Source organism: Streptomyces sp. NPDC058683 (genome assembly GCF_042716195.1).
Taxonomy (GTDB): Bacteria; Actinomycetota; Actinomycetes; order Streptomycetales; family Streptomycetaceae; genus Streptomyces.
The window spans coordinates 1-25,354 of the sequence record NZ_JBHXSK010000074.1 but is presented as its reverse complement, the minus strand read 5'-3'; the positions used below and the strand labels follow the sequence as shown (position 1 = coordinate 25,354).

19 protein-coding genes and 1 tRNA gene are annotated in these 25,354 nt (G+C 71.7%); 12 read left to right on the top strand and 8 right to left on the bottom strand.

Annotated features, from left to right (window positions below; translation table 11 throughout):
- Positions 1 to 32: 32 nt before the first annotated feature.
- The 3 genes from mfd to ACFWXC_RS48130 all read right to left on the bottom strand — a co-directional run bounded on the left by mfd (position 33) and on the right by ACFWXC_RS48130 (position 7,322).
- Positions 33 to 3,575, bottom strand: coding sequence for a transcription-repair coupling factor (mfd, locus tag ACFWXC_RS48140; protein WP_384489772.1), 3,543 nt, complete (start codon positions 3,573 to 3,575; stop codon positions 33 to 35).
- A gap of 382 nt (positions 3,576 to 3,957) precedes the next feature.
- Complete coding sequence (locus ACFWXC_RS48135; protein ID WP_384489770.1) at positions 3,958 to 6,537, bottom strand: ABC transporter permease; 2,580 nt, start codon at positions 6,535 to 6,537, stop codon at positions 3,958 to 3,960.
- The gene (locus ACFWXC_RS48130; RefSeq protein ID WP_384489768.1) at positions 6,534 to 7,322 is read right to left on the bottom strand and encodes an ABC transporter ATP-binding protein; all 789 of its coding nucleotides are present in this window, start codon (positions 7,320 to 7,322) and stop codon (positions 6,534 to 6,536) included. Before ACFWXC_RS48130 ends, ACFWXC_RS48135 begins: the two co-directional genes overlap by 4 nt.
- Before the next feature lie 440 nt (positions 7,323 to 7,762).
- Here ACFWXC_RS48130 and ACFWXC_RS48125 point away from each other — a divergent pair, with 440 nt between their 5' ends.
- The 3 genes from ACFWXC_RS48125 to ACFWXC_RS48115 all read left to right on the top strand — a co-directional run bounded on the left by ACFWXC_RS48125 (position 7,763) and on the right by ACFWXC_RS48115 (position 11,528).
- Complete coding sequence (locus ACFWXC_RS48125; RefSeq protein ID WP_384489766.1) at positions 7,763 to 9,274, top strand: MFS transporter; 1,512 nt, start codon at positions 7,763 to 7,765, stop codon at positions 9,272 to 9,274.
- A 227-nt stretch (positions 9,275 to 9,501) separates the two neighbouring features.
- The gene (locus ACFWXC_RS48120; RefSeq protein WP_384489764.1) at positions 9,502 to 9,912 is read left to right on the top strand and encodes a DUF485 domain-containing protein; all 411 of its coding nucleotides are present in this window, start codon (positions 9,502 to 9,504) and stop codon (positions 9,910 to 9,912) included.
- Complete coding sequence (locus tag ACFWXC_RS48115) at positions 9,909 to 11,528, top strand: cation acetate symporter (RefSeq protein WP_384489762.1); 1,620 nt, start codon at positions 9,909 to 9,911, stop codon at positions 11,526 to 11,528. The genes ACFWXC_RS48120 and ACFWXC_RS48115 overlap by 4 nt, the downstream gene beginning before the upstream one ends.
- Before the next feature lie 65 nt (positions 11,529 to 11,593).
- On the opposite strand, the gene ACFWXC_RS48110 is transcribed toward ACFWXC_RS48115, so the two are convergent.
- Positions 11,594 to 12,481, bottom strand: coding sequence for a cellulose-binding protein (locus ACFWXC_RS48110; RefSeq protein WP_384489760.1), 888 nt, complete (start codon positions 12,479 to 12,481; stop codon positions 11,594 to 11,596).
- A gap of 296 nt (positions 12,482 to 12,777) precedes the next feature.
- Positions 12,778 to 15,519, bottom strand: coding sequence for an SUKH-4 family immunity protein (locus ACFWXC_RS48105; RefSeq protein ID WP_384489801.1), 2,742 nt, complete (start codon positions 15,517 to 15,519; stop codon positions 12,778 to 12,780).
- A 1-nt stretch (position 15,520) separates the two neighbouring features.
- Here ACFWXC_RS48105 and ACFWXC_RS48100 point away from each other — a divergent pair, with 1 nt between their 5' ends.
- A complete protein-coding gene (locus ACFWXC_RS48100) occupies positions 15,521 to 15,727 on the top strand; it encodes a hypothetical protein (RefSeq protein ID WP_384489807.1) in 207 nt (68 codons plus the stop codon).
- A gap of 166 nt (positions 15,728 to 15,893) precedes the next feature.
- On the opposite strand, the gene ACFWXC_RS48095 is transcribed toward ACFWXC_RS48100, so the two are convergent.
- Complete coding sequence (locus ACFWXC_RS48095; RefSeq protein WP_384489758.1) at positions 15,894 to 16,910, bottom strand: SMI1/KNR4 family protein; 1,017 nt, start codon at positions 16,908 to 16,910, stop codon at positions 15,894 to 15,896.
- A gap of 297 nt (positions 16,911 to 17,207) precedes the next feature.
- Between ACFWXC_RS48095 and ACFWXC_RS48090 the strand changes: the two genes are divergently transcribed.
- The gene (locus ACFWXC_RS48090) at positions 17,208 to 17,747 is read left to right on the top strand and encodes a YwqJ-related putative deaminase (protein ID WP_384489756.1); all 540 of its coding nucleotides are present in this window, start codon (positions 17,208 to 17,210) and stop codon (positions 17,745 to 17,747) included.
- A 127-nt stretch (positions 17,748 to 17,874) separates the two neighbouring features.
- Positions 17,875 to 18,372, top strand: a complete 498-nt coding sequence (locus tag ACFWXC_RS48085) for an SUKH-3 domain-containing protein (RefSeq protein WP_384489754.1) — start codon at positions 17,875 to 17,877, stop codon at positions 18,370 to 18,372.
- Between the two features lie 80 nt (positions 18,373 to 18,452).
- Here ACFWXC_RS48085 and ACFWXC_RS48080 read toward each other — a convergent pair whose 3' ends face one another.
- Entirely contained in the window at positions 18,453 to 19,769 is a 1,317-nt protein-coding gene (locus ACFWXC_RS48080; protein WP_384489752.1) for a sensor histidine kinase, read from the bottom strand.
- Positions 19,770 to 20,188: 419 nt separating this feature from the next.
- Here ACFWXC_RS48080 and ACFWXC_RS48075 point away from each other — a divergent pair.
- From ACFWXC_RS48075 to ACFWXC_RS48050, 6 genes are all read left to right on the top strand, one after another.
- A tRNA-Gln gene (locus tag ACFWXC_RS48075) sits at positions 20,189 to 20,260 on the top strand.
- 124 nt (positions 20,261 to 20,384) lie between these two features.
- Positions 20,385 to 21,833: a bifunctional UDP-N-acetylglucosamine diphosphorylase/glucosamine-1-phosphate N-acetyltransferase GlmU gene (gene glmU, locus ACFWXC_RS48070; protein ID WP_384489750.1), complete on the top strand. Its 1,449-nt coding sequence runs from the start codon at positions 20,385 to 20,387 to the stop codon at positions 21,831 to 21,833.
- Between the two features lie 141 nt (positions 21,834 to 21,974).
- Positions 21,975 to 22,955 (top strand): ribose-phosphate diphosphokinase, encoded by a 981-nt coding sequence (locus ACFWXC_RS48065; RefSeq protein WP_384489747.1) that lies wholly within the window; start codon positions 21,975 to 21,977, stop codon positions 22,953 to 22,955.
- A 242-nt stretch (positions 22,956 to 23,197) separates the two neighbouring features.
- Positions 23,198 to 23,797: a 50S ribosomal protein L25/general stress protein Ctc gene (locus ACFWXC_RS48060; RefSeq protein ID WP_384489745.1), complete on the top strand. Its 600-nt coding sequence runs from the start codon at positions 23,198 to 23,200 to the stop codon at positions 23,795 to 23,797.
- Positions 23,798 to 23,871: 74 nt separating this feature from the next.
- Positions 23,872 to 24,489, top strand: a complete 618-nt coding sequence (pth, locus tag ACFWXC_RS48055) for an aminoacyl-tRNA hydrolase (protein ID WP_384489743.1) — start codon at positions 23,872 to 23,874, stop codon at positions 24,487 to 24,489.
- A 42-nt stretch (positions 24,490 to 24,531) separates the two neighbouring features.
- Positions 24,532 to 25,041: a hypothetical protein gene (locus ACFWXC_RS48050; RefSeq protein ID WP_384489741.1), complete on the top strand. Its 510-nt coding sequence runs from the start codon at positions 24,532 to 24,534 to the stop codon at positions 25,039 to 25,041.
- 79 nt (positions 25,042 to 25,120) lie between these two features.
- On the opposite strand, the gene ACFWXC_RS48045 is transcribed toward ACFWXC_RS48050, so the two are convergent.
- Positions 25,121 to 25,354 (bottom strand): phosphoenolpyruvate carboxylase (locus ACFWXC_RS48045; RefSeq protein ID WP_384489739.1); only part of this gene is annotated, 234 nt, incomplete at its 5' end.

Genomic DNA, 25,354 nt, shown 5'->3' with positions numbered 1-25,354 from the left:
TCAGCGGTCCCGCGGTCCCGGGACCGGCGGTCCTACGACCCCAGCACCGACGCCAGGAACTCGCCGACCCAGCCCAGCAACTCCCGTCCCACCAGCGGCTTTCCACCCACCTTCGCGGTCTTCGGGCGGGGCACCAGCACCTGGTGGGCGGCCGGCTTGATGACGGTCCCCGGGTACAGACGCTTGACCCGCAGCTCCTGCGATTCGCGCAACTCGACCGGAGCGAAGCGGATGTTGGTGCCCTGGAGCACGATCTCGCCGACCCCGCACGCGCGGGCGAGCATCCGCAGCCCGGCGACCAGGAGCAGGTTCTCCACCGGCTCGGGCAGCTTGCCGTAGCGGTCGGTGAGTTCCTCGCGGACCGCCTTGACGTCCTCCTCGGTGTTGGCGGAGGCGATGGACCGGTAGGCCTGGAGGCGCAGCCGCTCGCCGGGCGCGTAGTCGTGCGGGACGTGCGCGTCGACGGGCAGTTCGATCTTGACCTCCAGGGGCGGCTCCTCCCATCCTCCCGAGGGCTCCCCCGCCTCCAGCTGCCGCCGGTAGTCCGCGACGGCCTCGCCGACCATCCGGACGTACAGGTCGAAGCCGACGCCCGCGATGTGCCCGGACTGCTCGCCGCCGAGCAGGTTGCCGGCGCCGCGGATCTCCAGGTCCTTCATCGCCACGTACATGCCGGCGCCCATCTCGGTGTGCTGGGCGATGGTGGCGAGCCGTTCGTGCGCGGTCTCGGTGAGCGGCTTCTCCGGCGGGTACAGGAAGTACGCGTACCCGCGCTCCCGCCCGCGGCCGACGCGGCCGCGCAGCTGGTGCAGCTGGGACAGGCCGAAGGTGTCGCCGCGTTCGACGATCAGGGTGTTGGCGTTGGAGATGTCGATGCCGGACTCGACGATCGTCGTGGAGACGAGGACGTCGAACTTCTTCTCCCAGAAGTCGACGACGACCTGTTCCAGCGCCGACTCCGACATCTGGCCGTGGGCGGTGGCGATCCGCGCCTCGGGGACGATCTCGCGGAGGCGGGAGGCCGCGCGGTCGATGGACTCGACCCGGTTGTGGATGTAGAAGACCTGGCCCTCGCGCAGCAGTTCGCGGCGGATGGCGGCGCCGATCTGCTTCTCCTCGTAGGGGCCGACGAAGGTGAGTACCGGGTGCCGCTCCTCCGGCGGGGTGGTGATCGTGGACATCTCGCGGATGCCGGTGACCGCCATCTCCAGGGTGCGCGGGATCGGGGTCGCGGACATGGTCAGCACGTCGACGTTGGCGCGGAGCTTCTTCAGCTGCTCCTTGTGCTCGACGCCGAAGCGCTGCTCCTCGTCGACGACGACCAGCCCGAGGTCCTTGAACTTGGTCTCCGAGGAGAACAGCCGGTGGGTGCCGATGACGACGTCGACCGCACCCTCCTTGAGGCCTTCCAGGGTCGCCTTGGCCTCGGTGTCGGTCTGGAAGCGGGAGAGCGCCTTCACGCTCACCGGGAACTGCGAGTACCGCTCGGAGAACGTCCCGAAGTGCTGCTGCACCAGCAGGGTGGTGGGCACGAGGACGGCGACCTGCTTGCCGTCCTGTACGGCCTTGAAGGCGGCCCGGACGGCGATCTCGGTCTTGCCGTAGCCGACGTCGCCGCAGATCAGGCGGTCCATGGGGACCGACTTCTCCATGTCGTCCTTGACCTCGGCGATGGTGGTCAGCTGGTCGGGGGTCTCCGCGTACGGGAAGGCGTCCTCCAGCTCGCGCTGCCAGGGCGAGTCGCCGGCGAAGGCGTGGCCGGGGGCGGCCATGCGCGCGCTGTAGAGCTTGATCAGGTCGGCGGCGATCTCCTTGACGGCCTTCTTGGCGCGCGCCTTGGTCTTCGTCCAGTCCGCGCCGCCCAGGCGGTGCAGGGTGGGCGCCTCGCCGCCGACGTACTTGGTGATCTGCTCCAGCTGGTCGGTCGGGATGTACAGCCGGTCGCCGGGCTGGCCGCGCTTGGCGGGGGCGTACTCGACGACCAAATACTCACGGGTGGCGCCCTGGACGGTGCGCTGCACCATCTCGATGTAGCGGCCGACGCCGTGCTGCTCGTGGACGATGTAGTCGCCCGCCTCCAGGGTGAGCGGGTCGATGGTCTTGCGGCGGCGGGCCGGCATCCGGGCACCATCCTTGCCGGCCGCCTTCTGGCCGGACAGGTCGGTCTCGGTGAGCACGGCGAGTCTGAGCGCCGGGTCGACGAAGCCGTAGTCGATCGAGCCGCACGCCACGTGCACGACCGAGGGGCTCAGCTCGCCCAGGTCGACGTCGAGGCGGGCCGCGATGCCCTCGCCGCCGAGCACCTCGACGGTGCGGGAGGCGGGGCCGTGGCCCTCGGTCACGTACACCGTGCGCCAGCCGTCGGCGAGCCAGCCCTTGGTGTCGGCGAGGGCCTTGGCGGTGTCGCCGCGGTAGGTCTCCGGGGCGTGCATGCCGAGCTTGAGGGTGTCGGCGGACAGCTCCTCGTCGGCGGCGAACGGCGACACCGACCACCACATCATGTCCCGCTCGCGCGCCCGGTCGCGGACGTCCGCGATGGACCACAGGGAGGCCGCGCCGACGTCGATGGGCGCCTCGCCGCCGCCCGCGGTGGCCGCCCAGGAGGCCTGCAGGAACTCCTGGCTCGTGGCCACCAGGTCGGCGGCGCGCGTGCGGACCCGCTCCGGGTCGCAGACGACGGCCATCGCGCCCTTGGGCAGCACGTCGAGCAGCAGCTCCATGTCGTCGACCAGGACCGGGGCGAGGGACTCCATGCCCTCGACCGCGATCCCCTCGGCGATCTTGTTCAGCAGCTCGCCCAGCTCCGGGTGCTGTTCGGCGAGGGCACGCGCGCGTGCCCGGACGTCGTCGGTGAGCAGCAGCTCGCGGCAGGGCGGCGCCCACAGGCCGTGCTCGGCGACCTCCAGGGAGCGCTGGTCGGCGACCTTGAAGTAGCGGATCTCCTCGACGTCGTCGCCCCAGAACTCGACGCGCAGGGGGTGTTCCTCGGTGGGCGGGAACACGTCCAGGATGCCGCCGCGCACGGCGAACTCGCCGCGCTTCTCGACGAGCTCCACGCGCGCGTAGGCGGCGGCCGCGAGGGCTTCCACGATGTCGTTCAGATCGGCGCTCTGCCCGCTGCGCAGCGCCACCGGCTCCAGGTCGCCGAGACCCTTGACCTGCGGCTGGAGCACGGACCGTACGGGCGAGACGACGACGGAGACCGGGCCGGTCTCGGGGTCGTCGGAGCTCGGGTGGGCGAGGCGGCGCAGTACGGCGAGGCGGCGGCCGACGGTGTCGCTGCGGGGGCTGAGCCGCTCGTGCGGGAGCGTCTCCCACGAGGGGTACTCCACGACGCCCTCGGAGGGCAGCAGGGTGCGCAGGGCGGCGGCCAGGTCCTCGGCCTCGCGGCCGGTGGCGGTGACCGCGAGCACGGGCCGGCCGGCCTCGCGGGCCAGGGCGGCGACCGCGAGGGGGCGGGCCGCAGGGGGGCCGACCAGGTCGACGTGCATGCGGTTGCCGTCCGCGGCCGCCTTGATCGCTTCCGCGAGTGCGGCGTCCTTGACGACGGCGTCGAGCAGACCGTGCAGGCTCATTCAGGCGGCTTTCGTCCAGGGGTGGGCAACGCGAAGTGCCCGGCGCGGGCTGCGACCGGGGGGTCTCCAGCGTACGACGACGCGTCGGTGTGTGCCGGGGCTGTGGATAACCTCCGTCGCCCTGTGCGGCACCGCGCGTCTCGGCAGCCGTACCAGGGGCTCCGCCCCCTGGACCCCCGAAGCCTATGCCCGGCCGCCACCCGGCTCGGTCGGTCGGGAGGCCGGGCCCGAAAAGACACACACCCGGCGCCGGAGAGTCCCCCAGGACTCTCCGGCGCCGGGCCATCCCCCGCAACCCCCGTATGCGGTGGTCTCTCAGTCGGTCCCGTCGGTCCGTCGGTCCGTCAGTCCCGTCGATCCCGTCGGTCCCGTCTCGGTCGCGTCAGTCCGTCGCGATCGCGTTCAGGACGTTCATGCGGCCCGCCCGGAACGCCGGGACCAGCGCGGCGAACAGGCCCACGAAGGCCGAGCCGAGGAAGACCCCGGTGATCGTCGGCCAGGGGATCTCCAGGACCTTCAGGCCCTGCAGGGCGAGCAGCTTCTGGGCGGTGGCGCCCCAGCCCATGCCGAGCCCCAGGCCCAGCAGGGCGCCGAAGAGGGCGATCACCACGGACTCCATGCGGATCATCCGGCGCAGCTGCCGCCGCGACAGACCGATCGCCCGCATCAGGCCGATCTCCCTGGTCCGCTCGACCACCGAGAGCGCCAGGGTGTTCACGACACCGAGGATCGCGACGATGATCGCCAGGGCGAGCAGCCCGTAGATCAGGTTCAGCAGCTGGCCGATCTGGTCCTTCAGCGCGTCCTTGTAGTCGGTCTGGTCACGCACGGTGTACTGCGGGTAGTCGTGCAGCGCGCTCTTGAGCGACTTGTAGGCGCTGTCCTGCTGCCCGTCCTTGGCGGTGGCGAAGACCAGGTCGTCGAGCGGCATCTTGTCGGCCGGCACGTACTTGGCGAGCGTGGCGATCGACATGTACTTGGATCCGGCGTCGATGAGACCGTCGCTGCTGGTGATCGCCCGGACCGTCAGCCGGGCCGTCCGCCCCTCCTTGAACTTGAGGGTGATCTTCGAGCCGAGGTGGATGCCGTGCGCCTCGGCGAACTTGTCGTGCACGGACATCGAGTCCGGCAGGTAGGCGTCCGCGAGGTTTCCGGCGACGGTCTTGGTGCGCAGGTCGATCGCGTACGTCGGGTCGGCCGCCGTGATGTCGGTGTCCTTGAGCGTCTTGCCGTCGGGGGTGGTGTAGTCGGCCTCGGTGACCCGGTACTCGGTGACCCGCGCGAGCCCCTGGGTGTCCTTGACGGCCTTGACCGCCTGCGGGGTGATCCGCTGTCCGCTGTCGGACTGGATGATGAAGTCCGTGCCGACGGTCTTGTCGAGCTGGTCGGTGGCGGAGGCGACCATGGAGGAGCCGACCACCGAGAGACAGGCGACCAGCGCGAGGCCGATCATCAGGGCGGCGCCCGTCGCACCGGTACGGCGCGGGTTGCGCAGCGCGTTGCGTTCGGCCAGGCGCCCGACGGGGCCGAACATCCGCAGCAGGACGGCGCCCAGGACCCGTACGACGGCGCCCGCGAGCAGCGGGCCGATGACGACGAACCCGATCAGCGAGAGCACGATGCCGAGGCCGAGCCAGGCCGAGCCCTCCTTGGCCTTCTCCGCGGCCGAGGCCAGGTAGAGGCCGTAGCCGCCCGCGCCGGTCAGCACGAGGCCCACCAGGGCGCGTATCCGGCCCGCCCTGGCGTCGGCGGGGGCGCCCGCGTCGCGCAGCGCGGCCATCGGGGAGACCTTGCCGGCCCGCCGCGCGGGCAGGTAGGCGGCCAGGACGGTGACGACGACCCCGAGGACCAGGCCGAGCGCCGGGGTCGTCCAGGCGACCGTCAGATCGCTGGTCGACAGGTGCATGCCTATCGAGCCCATGAGCTTCATCAGCCCGACCGCGATGCCGACGCCCGCGCCGACCCCGAGGACCGAGCCGACCACGCCGAGCAGCAGCGCCTCGACGAGCACGGACCGGTTGACCTGGCCGCGGCCGGCGCCGATGGCCCGCATCAGGCCGATCTCGCGGGTGCGCTGGGCGACCAGCATCGAGAAGGTGTTGATGATCAGGAAGATGCCGACCAGGAAGGCGATCCCGGCGAAGCCGAGCATCGCGTACCTCATGACGTCCATGAAGCTCTCGACGTCCTTCTGGTTGGCGTCGGCCGTCTCCTTGGCGGTCTGCACCTGGTAGCCGGCGCCGAGTTCACCGGTCACGTTCTTCTTCAGCTGCGCGTCGGTGACACCGGACGCGGCCGTCACGTTGACGTTCGTGAAGACACCGCTCTGCCCGACGAGCGTGCGCTGCGCGGTCTTCGTGTCCAGGTAGAAGATCGCGGCACCGGGGTTGGTGACGGTGAAGTCGGCGATGCCGGAGATCTTCGCGGTGTGCGTGCCGACCGCGCTGATCACGCCGATCTCGTCGCCGAGCCCGAGGTGGTGCTTGTCGGCGGTGTCGGCGTCCACCATGACCTGGCCGGAGTTCTCGGGCGCCGCACCGGAGGTGATCTTCATGGTGCGGGCGTCGTTGGAGTTCCAGCTGCCGACGATGGTCGGCGCCCCGCTGGACGGCGACAGGCTGTCCTTCTCGGCGTCGACGACGGTCACGGACGTCGAGAAGACCGTCCCCTCGGCCGCCTTGACGCCGTCCGCCGCACGGACCTTGGCGACCACCGAGGCCGGCATGACCGGCGGCTTGCCGTTGTCGGAGGTCGTCTCACCGGTGTCGGATGCGCCCTTGGCGCTGACCGTCACGTCGGACGAGGTCGCCGCGAACAGCTTGTCGAACGTCGTGTTCATCGTGTCGGTGAACACCAGCGTGCCGCACACGAACGCCACCGACAGCAGCACGGCGACGGCCGACAGGGCCATGCGTCCCTTGTGCGCGAAGAAGTTGCGCATGGAGGTCTTCATGACGGTCATGACGTACGCCCTCGCGCGTCGAAGTCCTTCATGCGGTCCAGGACGGTGTCCGCGGTCGGCTTGAACATCTCGTCCACGATCCGGCCGTCGGCGAGGTAGAGCACACGGTCCGCGTAGGAGGCGGCCACCGGGTCGTGCGTGACCATCACGATCGTCTGCCCCAGGTCGTCGACGGAGCTGCGCAGGAAGCCGAGGACCTCCGCGCCCGCGCGGGAGTCGAGGTTTCCGGTCGGCTCGTCACCGAAGATGATCTCGGGGCGCGCGGCGAGGGCGCGCGCCACGGCCACGCGCTGCTGCTGACCGCCCGAGAGCTGCGTGGGACGGTGCTTGAGCCGGTCCGCGAGCCCCACGGTGCCGACCACGCGCCCCAGCCACTCCTTGTCGGGCTTGCGCCCGGCGATGTCCATGGGGAGCGTGATGTTCTCCAGCGCGTTCAGCGTCGGCAGCAGGTTGAACGCCTGGAAGATGAACCCGATCCGGTCCCGGCGCAGTTTCGTGAGCTTCTTGTCCTTCAGGCCGGTGATCTCGGTCTCGTCCAGGTAGATCTGACCGCTCGTCACGGTGTCGAGTCCGGCGAGGCAGTGCATCAGGGTGGACTTGCCGGACCCCGAGGGGCCCATGATCGCGGTGAACTGCCCCCGCATGATGTCCACGTCGACGTGGTCGAGAGCGACGACACGGGTCTCTCCGGACCCGTACGCCTTGACGACCTGCCGCGCCCGCGCGGCAACGGCCGTACGCCCTCCAGTACCCCCGTGCCTGGGAATGGTCACAGCCGATGTCACGGTATGTCTCCTAAGTCGGTCAGCGAACGGACGGCGAGGTGCCGCGCTCCGCTGCGAAGCGTTTGGGAAGCGTTCGGTACGACGATGAGTCTCGCGGTGTGCGGCGTTGCTCCGCGCTGGTGCGAAGCCCCGTCTTTCCCGGGGGGTAAACCCCACCCCCGCCGGTTCGGTCAACCGCCCCCCGGCGGCGTAAAGCCAGGTTAAGGACGGCAGGGGTGCCGTCTCCTCCTCCGACGGTACGAACCCTCCCCGAGCCGTAGTACGGAGAACCCCCTAGGGGAAGTCCACCGCCGGGTGGAGCCCTTCTCCGGGTCCGGCTCCACCCTCCGGCGCAGTCAGCCTCCCCCCTCCCCTCGCGTGAGGGTCAAGGGGATGCGCACTCCCGCCAGGTCGGGACGGATGGGAAGCTGTCGCACGCGACATAGATGCAAGGGGAACGTATGGGGAGGGGATCCGGGGTGGAGAACACCAAACCCGCGATACGCGCGGCCGGGCGCGATGCTGGGACGGGCCGGCGGGGGGCCGTGGTGGCCGCCCTCATGCTCGCGATGGCGCTGGCCGCGCTCGACTCCACCGTCGTCTCCACCGCCGTACCGCAGATCGTCGGCGACCTCGGCGGGTTCTCCCTCTTCTCCTGGCTGTTCTCCGGCTATCTGCTGGCCGTGACGGTGACGCTGCCGGTGTACGGCAAGCTCTCCGACACCTTCGGCCGCAAGCCGGTACTGGTCGCGGGAGCCGTGGTGTTCCTGCTGGGGTCGCTGCTGTGCGCGGCCGCCTGGAACATGGCGGCGCTGATCGCGTTCCGGATCGTGCAGGGGCTCGGCGGGGGCGCGCTGCAGGGCACCGTGCAGACCCTGGCGGCCGACCTGTACCCGCTCAAGGAACGCCCCAAGATCCAGTCCAAGCTGTCCACGGTGTGGGCGGTCTCCGCGGTCGCCGGGCCGGGGCTCGGCGGGGTGCTGGCCACGTACGCGGACTGGCGGTGGATCTTCCTCGTCAATCTGCCGATCGGCGCGGCGGCGCTCTGGCTGATAGTGCGTCATCTGCACGAGCCGGAGCGCGCGCCGCCCACGCCCCCGCGGGTGGACTGGGCGGGTGCGCTGGCGGTCTTCGCGTGCGGGGGCGTGCTGCTGACGGCGCTCGTGCAGGGCGGGGTGGCGTGGGCGTGGTGGTCCGCGCCGTCGTGCGCGCTGTTCGCCACCGGGCTCGCGCTGGTGGGGCTCGTGATGTGGATCGAGCGCCGGGCCGCGGAACCGATCATCCCGGGCTGGGTGTGGCGCCGCCGCACGATCGCGGCCGTCAACCTCGCGCTCGGCGCGCTGGGCCTGCTGATGGTGGCGCCGACGGTGTTCCTGCCCACGTACGCGCAGTCGGTCCTCGGTCTCGCCCCGGTGGCCGCCGGATTCGTGCTGTCGGTGTGGACGCTGAGCTGGCCGATCTCGGCGGCCTTCAGCCAGCACGTGTACCGGCGCATCGGCTTCCGTGACACCGCGCTGATCGGCATCGGCGCGGCCGCGCTGATCCTGTTCGTCTTCCCCTTCCTGCCCTACCCCGGCGCCGCCTGGCAGCCGACCCTGCTCATGCTCGTGCTGGGCGGCGCGCTCGGCCTGTTCCAGCTGCCGCTGATCGTCGGCGTGCAGTCGACGGTGGGCTGGGAGGAGCGGGGCACGACGACCGCGTCGGTGCTCTTCTGCCGGCAGACCGGGCAGACGATCGGCGCCTCGGTGTTCGGCGCGATCGCCAACGGGGTGCTCGCGGCCCACCTGGGCGGCGCCGGCGACCTCGACTCCGTCACGCGCACGCTGGACGACGGAACCGCCCCCGAGTCCACCCGCCACGCGATCGCCGACGCGGTCCACGCCGTGTACTTCGGAGCGGCGTGCGCGGCGGCACTGGCGTTCCTCGTCCTGCTGTTCGTGGCACCGCGACGCTTCCCGGTCCTCACGGACTGACACCTGACCCTGCGTCAACACGGTCCACGAGAACCGACTCCCGTCCCTCGGTTAACGCGGGTAACACCCGAGGTCAGACGCCCTCCCGTCCAGTAAGCGCATACCGGTCGGCCAGTTGGCGAAAAACACCGCGAGCCCCGGCTACTTGCGAGTAGGGTGCGTGACCCCGCTCCCTCCTCTCCCTGCGGTCCGCCGCCACGGACCCGAGCCACGCAAGGAGCACCGGGATGTCCCAGGACCCTTCCCCGCGCGATCCGTCGTACCTCACCTACCCCTGGCAGCCGCTGCCGCCGGAGCCGCCGAAGCCCCGTCATGTGCCGCACCGGGTGCCGGTCGGCCACCACAGCGACCTGCGGGTGCTGCGCGGCGCCTACCGCCTCCAGCGGCGCACCGCGACCCTCACCGCGCTCGGCTACTTCACCCTGTTCCTGGTGCTGTCAGCGTTCGCGCCGCGCGTGATGACGAGCACGGTCGCCGACGGCGTACCCGCCGGCCTGCTCCTCGCCCTCCTCCAACTACCCGTCACCTGGCTGGCGATCGCCCTGTACGAGCACACCGCGCGCCGCCACGTCGACCCGCTCGCCGACCGCATCCGCAGAACCGCGGAACTGGACGCCAGGCGAGGAGCCGTGCGGTGACCGGCTTCAGCGACTCCGCGCAGTCCATGTCCTCGATGTCCCTGGTCGCCTTCACCGCCGTCGCCACGCTCACCCTCCTGCTGTGCGTGCTGACCGGCCCCGACCGCGACGACCTCGACGCCTTCTACACCGGCTACGGCTCCCTCTCCCCACTGCGCAACGGCCTGGCCATCGCCGGCGACTACATCTCGGCGGCCACCGTCCTCGGCACGGGCGGCGTGATCGCCCTGTGCGGCTACGACGGCGTCGTCCTCGCCCTCAGCACGGCGCTGTCGCTGATGCTGCTGATGTTCCTGCTGGCCGAACCGCTGCGCAACGCGGGCCGGTTCACCATGGGCGACGCGCTGGCCCGCCGGATGCCCGGCCGGTGCGTACGGATCACGGCCTGCGCGGTGACCATCGCCGCCCTGCTGCCGCTGATGCTGGTCCAACTCGCCGGTGCCGGCCAGCTGATGGCGTTCATCCTCGGCTTCTCCGACGAGTCCGTGCAGACCGGCTGCGTGATCGGCCTCGGCGCGCTGATGATCAGCTACGCGGCCATCGGCGGCATGAAGGGCACCGCCCTCATCCAGATCCTGAAGATCGTGATGCTGCTCGGTTCCGGCACGGTGGTCGCCCTGCTGATCCTGCACCGCTTCGACTGGGACCCCGGCGCGCTGCTCACCGCGGCGGCCCGGGGCAGCGGCGCCGGAACCGCCTACCTGCACTCCGGACTCCAGTTCGCCGCCGGGCCCAACCCCCGGCTGGACATGATCAGTTCGGAGCTGACCATCGTCCTCGGCGGGGCCTGCCTGCCGCACATCACCATGCGCATGTACTCCGCCGCCGGCGCCCGCCAGGTCCGCCGCTCGATGTCCTGGGCCGTGTCGAGCGTCGCCCTGTTCGTCCTGATCATCAGCGTCGTCGGCTTCGGCGCCGCCGCCCTGGTCGGCCGTACCGCCATCACCGCCGCCGACCCGCAGGGCAACACCGCCTATCTGCTGGGATCCCGCGCGGCGTTCGGAACCGACGTGTCGACGGCGGGAACCCTGCTCTTCACGACCGTCACCACGGCGATCTTCCTCACCCTGCTCGCCTCCGTCGCCGGCATGATCCTCGCCTGCGCCAACTCCCTCGCCCACGACCTCCTCGCGACCCGCGCCCAGGAGACACCGGCCCGGCGCGAGATGAAACTCGCCCGCGTCTGCGCGCTCGCCATAGGAGTCCCCACGATCCTCCTGGCGACCCTGGTCCAGCACCACAGCCTGCAGCCCCTGGCCACGCTCTCCTTCTGCCTCGGCGCCTCGGCCCTCGCGCCCGCCCTGGTCTACGGCCTCTTCTGGCGCCGCTACACCCGCACCGGCCTGATGTGCACCCTCCTCGGCGGCACCCTCACCGTGTTCCTCCTGATGCCGGGCACGAACCTGGTCTCCGGCTCACCGGGTTCCGCCTTCCCGCACGCCGACTTCAACTGGTTCCCCTTCACCACCACCGGCATCGTCTCCATCCCGGCCGGCTTCCTCCTGGGATGGCTGGGGACGGTCGCCTCCGGCCGGCGCGGGGCGGCGGAACAGCGCCGGCAGTACGAGGCGGTGGAGGGCTGGATCCTCGCGGGAGCCGGGCGCCGGGGGGCTTGAGCGGAGCGGGTGCGGTGGGCTGGGCCAGGGGCGTGCGGGCGGGGGCGTGAGGGCGGGGCGGGGCGCTATTCGGCCGTCGCGCGCCCCGTCAAGGTCATGAGGCTGTCGCGCATGTGGTCCATGTGCGCCTGTACGTCGTCCCAGGTCTCCCCGTGTTCGCGCAGCACCCGCTCGGTGTCCCGTGCGATGCGCTCCTCCCGGACCCGCGCCTCCGCGAGAATCTCGTCGGCACGTACCCGTGCCGCCTCCTGGGAACGGTGCTCCCACTCCTCCGCGTCGCCCAGGGCACGCTTCGCCTCGGACAGGGCGGCCTCCGCGCGGGCGATGCGGTCGGCCATCTGCGCATCGGCCTCGGCGGCGCGCGCGACCTCCTCGTCCTCCGCCGCGATCCAGCGTTCGGCGTGCTCCCTGGCCTGCTCGGCGAGCATCCCGGTGGTGCGCTGCCGCACCTCGCGCAATGCTGCGAGGGCCTCGCCGCGCGCCTCCTTCACCTCCAGCCGGGCGCCGATACGGATCTCGTCGGCCTCGGCGCGCGCGGCGAGAAGCAGCTGGCGGGCGCGTTCCTCGGTGTCCGCGCAGAGCGCGTCCGCCTCTTCCTGCGCCGCACAGCGCTCGTTCTCGGCGCACGTCTGCGCCTGCACAACCCCGTCGGTCAGAGCGCGCCGGGCGTTGTCGCGGACGGCCGACGCCTCGTCCACCACGAGCCGGAACACCCGCTGCGCGCGGTCCCCGAGCGTCTCGTAGGTCTGGGGCGGGAGCTGCTCGACGACGGCACGCATCCGCACGGCCTCCGCCTCCATGTCCTTGGCGAGCACAGTGAGCCGCGCGGCACGCTCCCACGCGGCGTCCCTGTCCTGCGAGAGCGCCACCAGGAACGTGTCGACCTGTTCGGGGCGGTAACCACGCCCCCGGACGGTCACGAAGTCGTACGGCGGCATCGATGCGCTGCTCACCCTGGAACCCCTCTCCGCCGGACCCGCACGAAATGATGATTTCGCGCACATCTTGATGGATAGGGCGTAAGTGTTCATAACGCGACACTCCGCAGACATGTCACGGCCGGAGCGCCGCGCGTCGTATCGAGGCCTGCGAGAGCACCAGGGGGCGCGAACTCACAGCCGCGCGCCCCGTGGTCGCCGTACCCGGCTCGGCGTCGCCGCCCGACCCGATCCCAGGCGTACACACACGCGTGGGGGCCGGTCCGGTCACCCGACCGGACCGGCCCCCACCGGTCGTTCCTACCGCCGCGTTACAGCAGGCCGTCCCACATCTGCTCCAGCAGCACCGACCACCAGCTCTCCGGCGAACCGAGCGCCGCCGGGTCCAGGGAGGCCAGCTGGGCCTGGAAGTCGACGGTCCAGCGGCCCGCCTGTTCCTGGTTCAGGCCGAACCTGAGCCGCCACATCCGGCCCAGCAGCGCCAGGCAGCGCGCGAACTCCGGCAGCCCGGTGTTGACGAACTGCGGCGGCACGGACGCCCCGCCCGGCCCCGCCTCCACCGGCACGGCCACGATGTTGGCGGTGCCGTACTGCACACAGATCGCCTTGCCGAAGTCGGTGCCCATCACGAGGTACGACCCCGCGTCCGGCGCCGGCTGCACCCCGCGCTCCTGCGCCAGCTCCGCCAGCGTCGGCACCGGACGGCCCGGCTGGGCCTGCGCCCAGAAGAACGGCCCCATGTCCAGCGGCAGTCCCGCCGCGACCAGCGTGTGCGCCACGATCGGCGGCACACCCTGCCGCGACACCGCCGCCTGCTCGAACCGGAACACGCCCGGCCCGAACGCCGCTCCCAGCTCCTGCGCGATCGCCTCAGGCGGGATCGGCGGCGCCGCCTGGACCTGCGGCAACGGCGCCCGCACCGGCGCGGGCCGCGCGGGACCCGCCGCCACCTGGTGCAACTCGCCCTGGTGCGCCAGCAACTGCCGCATCCCCTGCTGCCGGCTCGCGTGATCCGTCCCGTACGGCGCGATGCTCGCGAGCCGCGCCTGCGGCCACTGCTCCCGGATCATCCGCGCACAGTAGGCACCCGGCAGCTCGCACGGCTCCAGCTCCGTGTGCAGCTCCAGCACCTGGCCCGGCGGCACGTTCATCGCCCGCAGCTCGTGGTAGATCTGCCACTCCGGGTGCGGCGTCCCCGGCGCCGAACGCCGGATCAGCTGCTGCTCCGAACCGTCCTGCGCACGGTAGCGCAGCACCGCCTGGTAGCCGGGGCCCACGGTCGGCTGACCCTGCTGCGGGTAGCCGTACGCCGGCGGCTGCTGCCCCGGCACGGGCTGCCCGGGCGGCGGCATCGCACCGGCAGGCATCTGCGGGGCGCCCGGCGGCATACCAGGGGCGCCCGGAGCCGCGGGTACGCCGGGGGCGGGCGGGGGCAGCGGTGCGCCCGGGGCGCCCACCGAAGGCGCGGCCAACACGGTCTCCGCGTGGTGGACCGCCCCACGCGCACCACCGGTGGAGCCCTGGGCACCGGGCGCGGGAGGCACGCCGGGGGCGCCCGGGGCTTGCGGTGCCCCGGGGGCGAAAGGTGCACCCGGGGCGTGCGACGGCAGCGGTGCGCCGGGCGCCGGGGGTACGCCCGCGGCGCCAGGTGCTCCAGGAGCGCCGGGCGGATTCGGCATGCCCGGGGCTCGCGGGGGCTGAGGCGCGCCCCCTCCCATCCCGCTCGGGTCGGCCAGCATCGTGGCCGACCGATGGATATCGCCGGGGGGCGTGCCACCAGGAGTGCCCGGCGCACCGGGCGGGTTGGGGGCGCCCGGCGGAGTGTGCGCGCCCGGCGCCTGCGCCGGACCCCCAGGCCCCTCGGGACCCAACGCCGACACCATCTGCGTCGGCGCATACCCGCCCGCCGGCGCACCCGGCGCGGGCGGCGCGGGCGGCTGGGGCGTGCCCCCCAGACGTGCGCCCGGCGTTCCCGGGGCGCCCGGCGGCGGAGGCGGCGCCCCGGCCGCACCGCGCGCCTTGCGCGGAGGAGGTGCGGCCCGGCTCGTCGCGGCGTCCGCTATGTCACCGGCGTTCGGTGCCAGAGGACGGCTCGGCGCGGCCGGACCCACCGGAGGCCCGGGCGTGCCCGGAGCACCGGCCGACGCCTGCGGGTAGCCGTAGTTCGGGGCGGCGGGGCCTTGCGGATAGCCGTAAGAAGGCGCGGGCGGAGCCGCGGGCGCCGGCGGATTGGGCGACGCGCCCGGCGCGGGCGTACCCGGAGCCGCCGCCGGCCCCTGCGGGTACCCGTACGTCGGGGCGCCCGGCGGAGGCGGCGGGGGCGTGCTGCCCTGCGGTGCGCCGGGCGCGGCAGCCGCACCGTGCGCCCCGGGTGCACCCGGCACCCCCGGCGCACCAACAGCTCCGGGCGCCCCCGATACACCACCCCGTCCGCCCTGCACGCCCGGCGCACCCGCGTCCTCGATCGCCGGAGACACCGCCGTGGGCGGCAGTTGGCTGCCTCCCGCCATCAGCGCCGTCTCGGCGTCCCCCAGCACACCGTCGTCGGAGTCGCTCAGCGGCGGCGCGAACACCGTCGCGGGCAACGGCACGGAACGGTCCTCACCGGCATCGCCGTTCGTGTCGGTGCCCGCCCAAGGGGTCGCGCCGGCAGGCACGTTGGGCACGCCCGGCGCACCAGGCGCACCCTGCGCCCCAAAAGCAGCCCCCGCGCCCGCACCCACTCCGGCGCCACCCGCAACACCCGCGCCACCCGCACTACCCCCGGCCACCGGCCAAGAAGCCCCACTACCCCCTGCCGGACCAACCCCGGCACCAGCCCCACCGGCACCTGCCGGCACCCCAGCCTGCGTCTCCGCAAGCCCACCGGACCCCATCCCCGGCCCTGTACCGGAACCCGCACCGGCCCCCACACCCGAGCCCATCCCAGTCCCCACACCCGAGCCCACCCCGGAACCCACCCCAGTCCCCACACCTGAACCCGCCCCGGAACCCCCGGCCGCCCCCTCGGCCGACGCCCCGTCACTCCCCGACCGCCGATCCGGAATACCCAGCTTGTCCGCCGCCTCCTGGAGCCACTCCGGCGGGCTCAACAGGAACGAGGTCTGGTTCAGGTCGACCCGTGCCGCGGGCGCCGGTACCGCGTCGGCGACCTCCGCCTCACGGCCGTACTCCTCCTCGTACCGGCGGATCACCTCGCCCACCGGCAGCGCCGGCCACAGCGTGGCGTCGCCGCTGTCCCGGGCGATGACCAGCCGCTGACCGCCCGCGTCCGAACGCGGGCCCTCCGCACGGTCCTCGCCCCACACCACGAACCCGAGGCCGAACTCCCGTACCCGCACCTCACGGTGCTGGTACGCCGGCACGTCCCCGTTGATCCACTCCTCCGCGCGCTCCTGCGCCTGCGCGAACGTCACCATGCCGAAACTCACTCCCCCGAGCCAACAGAGACGGCACGGGCGAAACTGCCGTCCACCATCAGGTTCGCCACCGTCTCCAGCTCCGGCGGGGAACCCGCCAGCCGGGACAGGAACACGTCGAAGTCCTCACCGCAGGGGAGCAGCAGCCGCTCCACCCGCTCGGCCGGCGGCCAGGACGGATCCACGTCGCGCACGTCGTCGTACGCGCAGAACCACACCGAGCCGAGCCGGTCGCCCTTCACCTTCACCGCCAGCAGACCGCCCTGCACGAAGCACACGCCCAGGTAGTCCTTGGTCAGATGGTCGCGCAGGCACTTGTTGACGTACACGAGGTCGTTGACCGCCGCCTCGTCGCGGACCGTGAAGAACGGCTGGTCGAGGAGCAGCCCGAGTTCGGGGGCCAGCGCCGTACCCACCGGCGCGCACCCGCCCGCCGCCTTGAGGAAGGAGCGGTACGCACCCGGCAACCGGTAGCCGAGGTCCTCCTCGACGCCCTGCACCTGCGACTCCGACACCGCCACACCCGACTTGGGCAGCCCCACATGGGCCGGGCGCGTCTCCTGCAGCGGACGCGTGCCCCGCTTGCCCTGGTCCACCCGGGCCGTCGCCACCCCACCGTGATGCCGGAGCAACGCCTTCACCTCGACCGGGACCAGCTCCAGCCGCCGCGACCCGGCCACGTGATGCCACGTCCAGCCGTGCGGCGTCGCCACCGCCGGCACCGTGTCCCACAGCTCATGGCCCGAGGCGGACAGCACGGCGTTCGCCGACACGTAGTCCGTCAGCCGCAACTCGTCGACGCCGAAGCCCTCCGGCGGGTCCGCGATCTCCGCCGCCGCGCGCGCGTAGGGCGAGAAATCGGGGTAGCCGTGCTCGTCGACACGTACCCCTCTCGGGTGACGTGCCGCCCGGACCGGATCCGGGAAATGCACGACCTGCCCGGCGTAGGCCGAGTTCGGCGGCACGGCTTGTCCTCCGGCCTGGCGGCTGGGCGGTGCCCCCAGCCCGAGCCGACCTGTCGTCATGACGGTTGCCCCCTGCGGCACTCTGTACGAACCGAAACCGCACCCCAAAGCGCGCCACGGCCCGTATCCGGCTGTCTCTCCCACGTCCCAGACGCGTCGACCGCGCCCATCGCGGTGCCGACAGCCTATGCGGTACGCGAACCCCGGTCACCGGGCCTCCGCTTCCGTGACCAGCCGTCACCCTGCCGTGACAGCCTGCCCAAACCCGGGCGTGTCGCACCGCCCCAGCTTCCGCACCCGCCACGGGATTTGGCAGTCTGTGACTTTCGGGGGGATGCCCGGGAGGGGAAGACGATCATGAACGTCACACAGACGGGACCGCACACCGCCATGCCCGGCGCCAGTCACGGCGCCACCAACGGCGACCCCCGCATCGGCTGGAGCAGCACCGAAATACCTCCCGCGCCCGCCCTCCGGCACCGCCGCGACGGCATCCTGCCCACCGTCGCCGCCGCCCTCTCCGTCCGCGGCGCCACCCTCACCGGCACCGCGGCCCGCGGCGACCAGCCGCCCCCGTTGCACCCGCTGGTCCAGGAGTTCCTCGACACCCTGCCCAGCGGACAACGCGACCGTTTCACCGGCCGCTGCGCCGAGGCCATCCTCATCTCCCGGCACATCGCCTCCGCCGACGACGCCCGCAGCAAACGAGCCACCCGCAAACCCATGACCAACGGCGAAGCCCGCAAAGCCCTCAAGCAGGCCAAGCTCACCGCCCGCCGCATACGCGAGGACGGCGACCCCCTGCACGGCAGCTTCGCCGCCCCCTGCCGGGCCTGCGCCGCCCTCACCGCCCACTTCGGCGTCCGCGTCGTCGACTCCACCGCCACCGACGACTGACGCACACCCCCACCCGCGCAGCACCCCGTCCCACCCGCGCAGCACGCAACCACCACACCCACACCCGCACCCACACCCGCACCCGCACCCGCACCCGCACACGCACCCGCACACGAACTAAGGGCAGATGCACCCCGACCGCACCTCCACCACCCGCTTCTCCGTGCCCGTCGACGCAGCTCTGCGCGCCGCCGGCTGGCAACCGGGACGCTGGGACATAAAGCAGGCCGAGGTCTGGGCCGACGCCCTCCGCGAGCACACCTCACCCGCCGGACACCGGCACACCGTCTTCCCCGCCGCCGTAGAAGCCTGGGCCGAATTCGGCGGCCTGCACATCAACCCCACCGGGCCCGGCCGCCAGATCGCCCCCGCCACCCTCCACCTCGACCCCCTGCACGGTCTCCACCTCGCCCGTACCCTCGGCGACCTCGGCCGCGCCCTGGACACCGAGGTCTGCCCGCTGGGCGAGGAGACCGAGACCCACTCCCTCCTCGCCATCGACACCGAGGGCCGCGTCTACACCCTCGACCACACCGGCGACTGGTACGTGGGCCCCGACATCGACCACGGCCTCACCACCCTCATCGCAGGCGTCGAACCCCAACGCCTCACCACCCACGCCTGACCGGCACCCACCCGCCCCCGACGGATCTGCCGACCGGCGACCACCCACCAAAACCGCTCACCCCCACACACAACAACCGCTCACGCCGCCGGGATCACCGCCGACACCCGGAAACCCCCCGCGTCCGTCGGCCCCGACACGAACACCCCGCCGAGCCCCAGCACCCGCTCGCGCATGCCCACCAGACCGTTGCCGCCCGACGGCAGGCCCGCCGAGGCCGCCGACGCCGGTTCCGGCGGTGGCTCGTTCTCGACCTGCATCGCGATCTCCGCCACCCGATGCGCCAGCCGCACATGGGTCTTGGCACCCGCCGCGTGCTTGTGGACGTTCGTCAGCGCCTCCTGCACCACCCGGTACGCCGTCTGCTCCACCGCGACCGCGTACGACCGTGCGTCCCCCTCCACCGACAGGTCGACCACCATCCCGGCCGCCGCCGACTGCCCGATCAGCTCCTCCAGCTCCGACAGATACGGCCCCTCCTCCTCGGCCACCATCCGCGAAGCCGCCGCCGCGGCGGCCACCCCCACCGCGGCCAACGGCAAGGCCGCGGACGCCGGCGCCGTACGACGCCGGTCGCCGTCCCCCGAGCGCAGCACACCCAGCATCTCCCGCAGCTCCGTCAGCGCCTGGCGTCCCATGTCGCCCACCAGCGCCGCGTTCTTCACGGCCTTCTCCGGGTCCTTCCGCGCCACCGCCTGCAACGCCGCCGCGTGCACCACCATCAGGCTCACCCGATGTGCGACGACGTCGTGCATCTCCCGCGCGATCCGCGTCCGTTCCTCGCCCCGCGCCCACTCCGCGCGCTCCTCCGCGCGCTCCGCGAGCAGCTGGAGCTCGCGTTCCAGGCTGTCCGCCCGCTCCCGCAGGCTCTCCATCAGCCGCCGCCGCGCACCCACGTAGAGGCCCAGCAGCACCGGAGGCGCGGTCAGCCCGAGCGAGGTCGCCAGCGCCGCGAACGGCACGAACCAGTCCCCGAGCGTGAGATCCCCGCGCGCCATGCTCTGCCGCACCCGCACGAACGTCACGATCAGCGTGCCCAGCAGCGTCATCCCCGACAGCGCCACGATGATCCGGCGCGGTACCTCGGCCGCGGCGAGGGTGTAGAGGCCGACGATGCCCATCAGGAAGCCCATCTGGGCCGGCGTGATCGCGATCGACACGAGTACGACGGCGATCGGCCATTTCCTGCGCAGCAACAGCACCGAACCGGCCAGCAGACCGAACACGATCCCGGCCGACACCGGAACCCCCGCATCCCGTGCGAACGGGATTCCCTCGGCGCCGCACTCCAGCGCCGACACCAGCGCCAGACCACCGTCCAGCGCCGCGCTTCGCCACCGCGACCACCACCACGGCCCTGCCAAGGCCGTCGTGCGGTCTGCCCCCGTCGTGGTCATGCGTCCAGCCTACGGGCGCGGGGGTGGGCTTTTCCGGTGAGTTTCGTCTACTGGCCTACACCACCCTCCGTAACCGAACAACACCGAAACCCACCGGTATCCCTCGAACTGCCGAACCACGCCCGTTCGAGGCCGGAATCGATCAATCCGGCCAGACGGTACGCGGACGGCACGTTCACCCGTCAACGCGACGGGGGTTCGGAAGCGCGGCCGCGATGCGCACCGGCGGCCGTCACGGCAGAGCGGCAACACGGCAACGCGGCAGAGCGACGAGACCGCAATGCCGCAAATCGGCAGAGGCGACGCGGTAAAGGTCCTGAAGGGCGCCGACTTGTACCGTCGCATCGAAGGCGCCTGGTACGGCATAGTAGGAGGCGCCACTCACCGGCCTGACCGAATGTCCGGCCTGGTCGACGTATTCCCCCGTGGTGTAATTGGCAGCACTGTGGCTTTTGGTGCCATCTGTCCGGGTTCGAGTCCTGGCGGGGGAGCCGCACTCGTTCCGGTCCTGACCGCTGACAGTCCCGTCAGGGCCCGCTCTCATGTCCCCCACGAAACGCCCCGGTATCCTGCGGATGTCACCCCCACCCATCCAAAAAGCCGAAGGGCAACTCCGTGAGCGCCATTCGCCCGGCAGCCGTCGTCGTTCTCGCAGCGGGTGAGGGCACCCGTATGAAGTCGGCCACACCCAAGGTCCTGCACGACCTCTGTGGCCGTTCCCTGGTGGGCCATGTGCTCGCCGCCTCCCGTGAGTTGGACCCCGAGAACCTGGTCGTCGTCGTCGGGCACGCGCGCGAGCAGGTCGGCGCACATCTCGGTGCGGTCGACGCCACCGTCCGTACGGCCGTGCAGGAGCGGCAGAACGGCACCGGGCACGCCGTGCGGATGGCGCTGGAGGAGCTGGGCGGCCCGGTCGACGGGACCGTGGTGGTCGTCTGCGGCGACACCCCGCTGCTCACCGGCGAGACCCTCGCCCGGCTCGCCGGGACCCACCACGCCGACGGCAACGCCGTGACCGTGCTGACCGCCGAGGTCCCGGACGCGACCGGTTACGGCCGTATCGTGCGCGACGGCGCGTCCGGCGCCGTGACGGCCATCGTCGAGCACAAGGACGCCTCCGACGCGCAGCGGGCGATCCGGGAGATCAACTCGGGTGTGTTCGCGTTCGACGGGCAGCTGCTCGCGGACGCGCTGGGGAAGGTGCGCACGGACAACAGCCAGGGCGAGGAGTACCTGACGGACGTACTGGGGATCCTGCGCGAGGCCGGGCACCGGGTCGGTGCGTCGGTCGCCGCCGACCACCGCGAGATCGCCGGGATCAACAACCGGGTGCAGCTGGCTCAGGCGCGCCGGATCCTCAACGACCGGCTGCTGGAGCGGGCGATGCTGGACGGCGTCACGGTCGTGGACCCGGCGACCACCTGGGTCGACGTGACGGTCACCTTCGAGCGGGACGTCGTCGTCCACCCGGGGACGCAGCTGCAGGGCTCCACCCACCTCGCCGAGGGCGCCGAGGTCGGGCCGAACAGCCGGCTGAAGGACACCCGGGTCGGCGCCGGGGCACGCGTGGACAACACGGTGGCCGATTCCGCCCATGTCGGTCCGAACGCGACCGTGGGACCGTATGCCTATCTGCGGGCGGGGACGCGGCTGGGCGCCAAGGGCAAGATCGGCACATACGTGGAGACCAAGAACGCCGCCATCGGCGAGGGGACCAAGGTCCCGCACCTCTCCTACGTCGGCGACGCGACGATCGGCGAGTACACGAACATCGGTGCGGCGAGCGTGTTCGTGAACTACGACGGCGAGAACAAGCACCACACCACGGTCGGGTCGCACTGCAAGACGGGTTCGGACAACATGTTTGTGGCGCCTGTCACGGTCGGGGACGGTGCATACACCGCTGCCGGGTCTGTGATCACGAAGGACGTACCGCCCGGTTCGCTGGCCGTGGCCCGCGGTCAGCAGCGGAATATCGAGGGCTGGGTGGCCCGGAAGCGTCCGGGGAGCTCGGCGGCGAAGGCCGCCGAGGCGGCCTCCCGGCGGGGCACGAACGAGGACTGACCGGAAACAGGTGCGCCGAAGACGTCGTACCGTGATAAGTGCACACCCGCACCTAACCAGCTGTTTCGGCCTCCCGCGTACGGCGCAGAGGTCGCTGGACATCCAGCTGTACGGCTGAGACACCTCTGAGGAGACAGTGCTGTGACCGGGATCAAGACGACCGGCAAGAAGAAGATGATGTTCTTCTCCGGCCGCGCCCACCCCGAGCTTGCCGAGGAGGTCGCCCACCAGCTGGGTGTCGGGGTGGTACCGACCAAGGCCTTCGACTTCGCGAACGGCGAGATCTACGTCCGTTACCAGGAGTCGGCGCGCGGTGCCGACTGCTTCGTGATCCAGAGCCACACGGCTCCGATCAACCAGTGGATCATGGAGCAGCTGATCATGATCGACGCGCTGAAGCGCGCGTCGGCGCGTTCCATCACGGTGATTGTGCCGTTCTACGGTTACGCGCGGCAGGACAAGAAGCACCGGGGCCGTGAACCGATTTCGGCGCGGCTCATCGCCGATCTGATGAAGACGGCGGGTGCGGACCGGATCCTGACCGTGGACCTGCACACGGACCAGATCCAGGGGTTCTTCGACGGTCCGGTGGATCATCTGTTCGCGCTCCCGCTGCTCGCGGACTACGTGGGCAGGAAGGTGGACAGGGACAAGCTGACGATCGTGTCCCCGGACGCCGGCCGGGTGCGGGTCGCCGACCGCTGGTGCGACCGGCTCGGTGCGCCGCTGGCGATCGTGCACAAGCGCCGCGACAAGGACGTGGCGAACCAGGTGACCGTCCACGAGGTCGTGGGCGAGGTCAAGGGCCGGGTCTGCGTCCTGGTCGACGACATGATCGACACCGGCGGCACGATCTGCGCGGCGGCGGACGCCCTGTTCGCGCACGGCGCCGAGGACGTGATCGTGACGGCGACGCACGGTGTGCTCTCGGGTCCGGCGGCGGACCGCCTGAAGAACTCGCGGGTGAGCGAGTTCGTGCTCACGAACACGCTGCCGACGCCGGGCGAGCTGGGCCGGGATCTGGACAAGATCACGGTGCTGTCGATCGCGCCGACGATCGCGAGCGCGGTGCGCGAGGTGTTCGAGGACGGTTCGGTGACGAGCCTCTTCGACGAACAGTGAGCGGCGCTTCGTAAGCACCGTGCAGTGAGGTTTCTGCACAGGCTGCGCGGCCTGCACCGCCCGCATTGAAGATCCTTTTGGTACGGCCTCTCCCGCCGAGTAGACTGCACAAGTTGCTCGGCGAGGGAGGCCGTACCTGTTCCGTACAGGTGTCGGCGCTCCGTTATCGACGCGCTCTTCGTAGCAGGCCGTTCGTGGCCGGGTGACCACGTCCGTTTCTACCTATACGAGGAGTGATCACCATGTCCGAGGTGAAGATCGCCGCCGAGTCGCGCACCGAGTTCGGCAAGGGCGCCGCCCGCCGTATCCGTCGCGACAGCAAGGTCCCCGGTGTCCTGTACGGCCACGGTTCGGACCCGATCCACCTGACCCTCCCGGGCCACGAGCTGCTGCTCGCGCTGCGTACCCCGAACGTTCTGATCTCCCTGGACATCGACGGCAAGTCCAACGAGCTGGCGATCCCGAAGTCCGTGGTCCGCGACCCGATCAGGGGCTACCTGGAGCACGTCGACCTGCTGCTGGTCAAGCGCGGCGAGAAGGTCAACGTCGAGATCCCGGTGCACACCGAGGGTGAGCTGGCCCCGGGCGGCAACCTCCTCGAGCACGTGCTGAACGCGCTGCCGGTCGAGGCCGAGGCCACCCACATCCCCGAGTCCGTCACCGTCTCCGTCGAGGGCCTGGAGGCCGGCGCCTCCGTCCTCGCCAAGGACATCACCCTGCCGTCCGGCACCACGTTGGCCGTCGACGGCGACACGGTCGTCCTGCAGGTCCTGGCCGCGCAGGCCGAGGAAGCCCCTGCGGGCGAAGAGGGCGCGGCGGGCGAGGAAGTCGCCGAGGCCTGATCCTCACCTTCGTTTCATCGTTCGTCAGCCGCCGCTTCCTCCCGGGAGCGGCGGCTGGCGCGTATCAAGGAGACATGGACGTGACCACCCCCGCAGCCGCCGCCCCCGCAGGCGGCCCCTGGCTGATCGCCGGCCTCGGCAACCCCGGACCGGAGTACGCGATGAACCGGCACAACGTCGGTTTCATGGTCGCGGACCTGCTCGCCGGGCGGATCGGGGGGAAGTTCAAGCGGGCCGGCAAGGCGCAGGCGCAGGTCGTGGAGGGGCGGCTCGGGGCGCCGGGCCCGGGGAGCCGGCGGGTGATCCTGGCCAAGCCGATGTCGTACATGAACCTGTCCGGCGGCCCGCTGAACGCGCTGCGCGACTTCTACAAGGTGCCCGTGGCGAATATCGTCGCCATCCACGACGAACTGGACATCGACTACGGCGTCCTCCGGCTCAAGCTCGGCGGCGGCGACAACGGCCACAACGGGCTGAAGTCGATGACGAAGTCCATGGGCGCCGACTACCACCGGGTGCGGTTCGGGATCGGGCGCCCTCCGGGTCGTATGCAGGTCGCGGACTTCGTGCTGAAGGACTTCTCCTCGGCCGAGCGCAAGGAACTGGACTACCTCGTGGACCGGGCGGCCGACGCCGTGGAGGCGCTGGTCACCGAGGGACTGGAGCGGGCGCAAAGCTCGTACAACTCCTGACTTGTCCCCCACCGCAGTTGACCGGCCGTAGGGACATGGCCAATGATCCCGGCCATGCCTGCTGCCTCGGTCCCCTCTTCCCGTACGCCTCCGGTCGCCGCCCTGCGGTTCGGCCGGGTCGTGTCGATGGGCGCGGTCGCCGTGCTGATCCTGGTCGGCGGGGTGTGGGGCTCCTGGGGCACGGCGCAGCACGTGATGCTGACGAAGGGCAAGGAACGGGGCACGGTCGAGGTGACCGCGTGCGGTGCGGACACCTGCACGGGCCCGTTCACCCCGATCGCCTCCGGTGCCTCCGCGCGCTCCCGTGTGGTCATCGACAAGTCGGTGGCGGTGCGCAAGGGGCAGACCTACGACGTGATCGTGAAGCCCGGCACCGACGAGGTGGTCCGGTCCGGCCCCGCCGGGATCCTGCTCGCCTGGGTGCCGCTGGGCGGTGCGCTGCTGCTGGCGGCGGTGGTGGTCGCCGGAGGGCTGCGGCTGACACGGGTGGCGTGGGCGCTGGGCGGTTCGGGGATCGCGCTGCTGACGGCGGCTTTCTTCGCCTTGCAGTGAGCGCATACGGCAGTGAGCACATACGCAAGTGCCCCCGGGTGTACGACCCCGGGGGCACAGCCATGTGCGGTGGTGCTGGTCAGCCGGTGTTGCGCAGTCCTGCTGCCACGCCGTTGACGGTGAGGAGCAGGGCGCGGGCGAGGAGGGGGTCGGGTTCGGCGCCGGCGGTGGCGGCATCGCGCTGGCGCTTGAGGAGGGTGACCTGGAGGTAGGAGATCGGGTCGAGGTAGGCGTCGCGGATGCCGAAGGTCTGCTTGAGGACGGGGGTGGCGTCGAGCAGTTCGTTCTCGCCGGTGATCTTGAGGACTTCGGT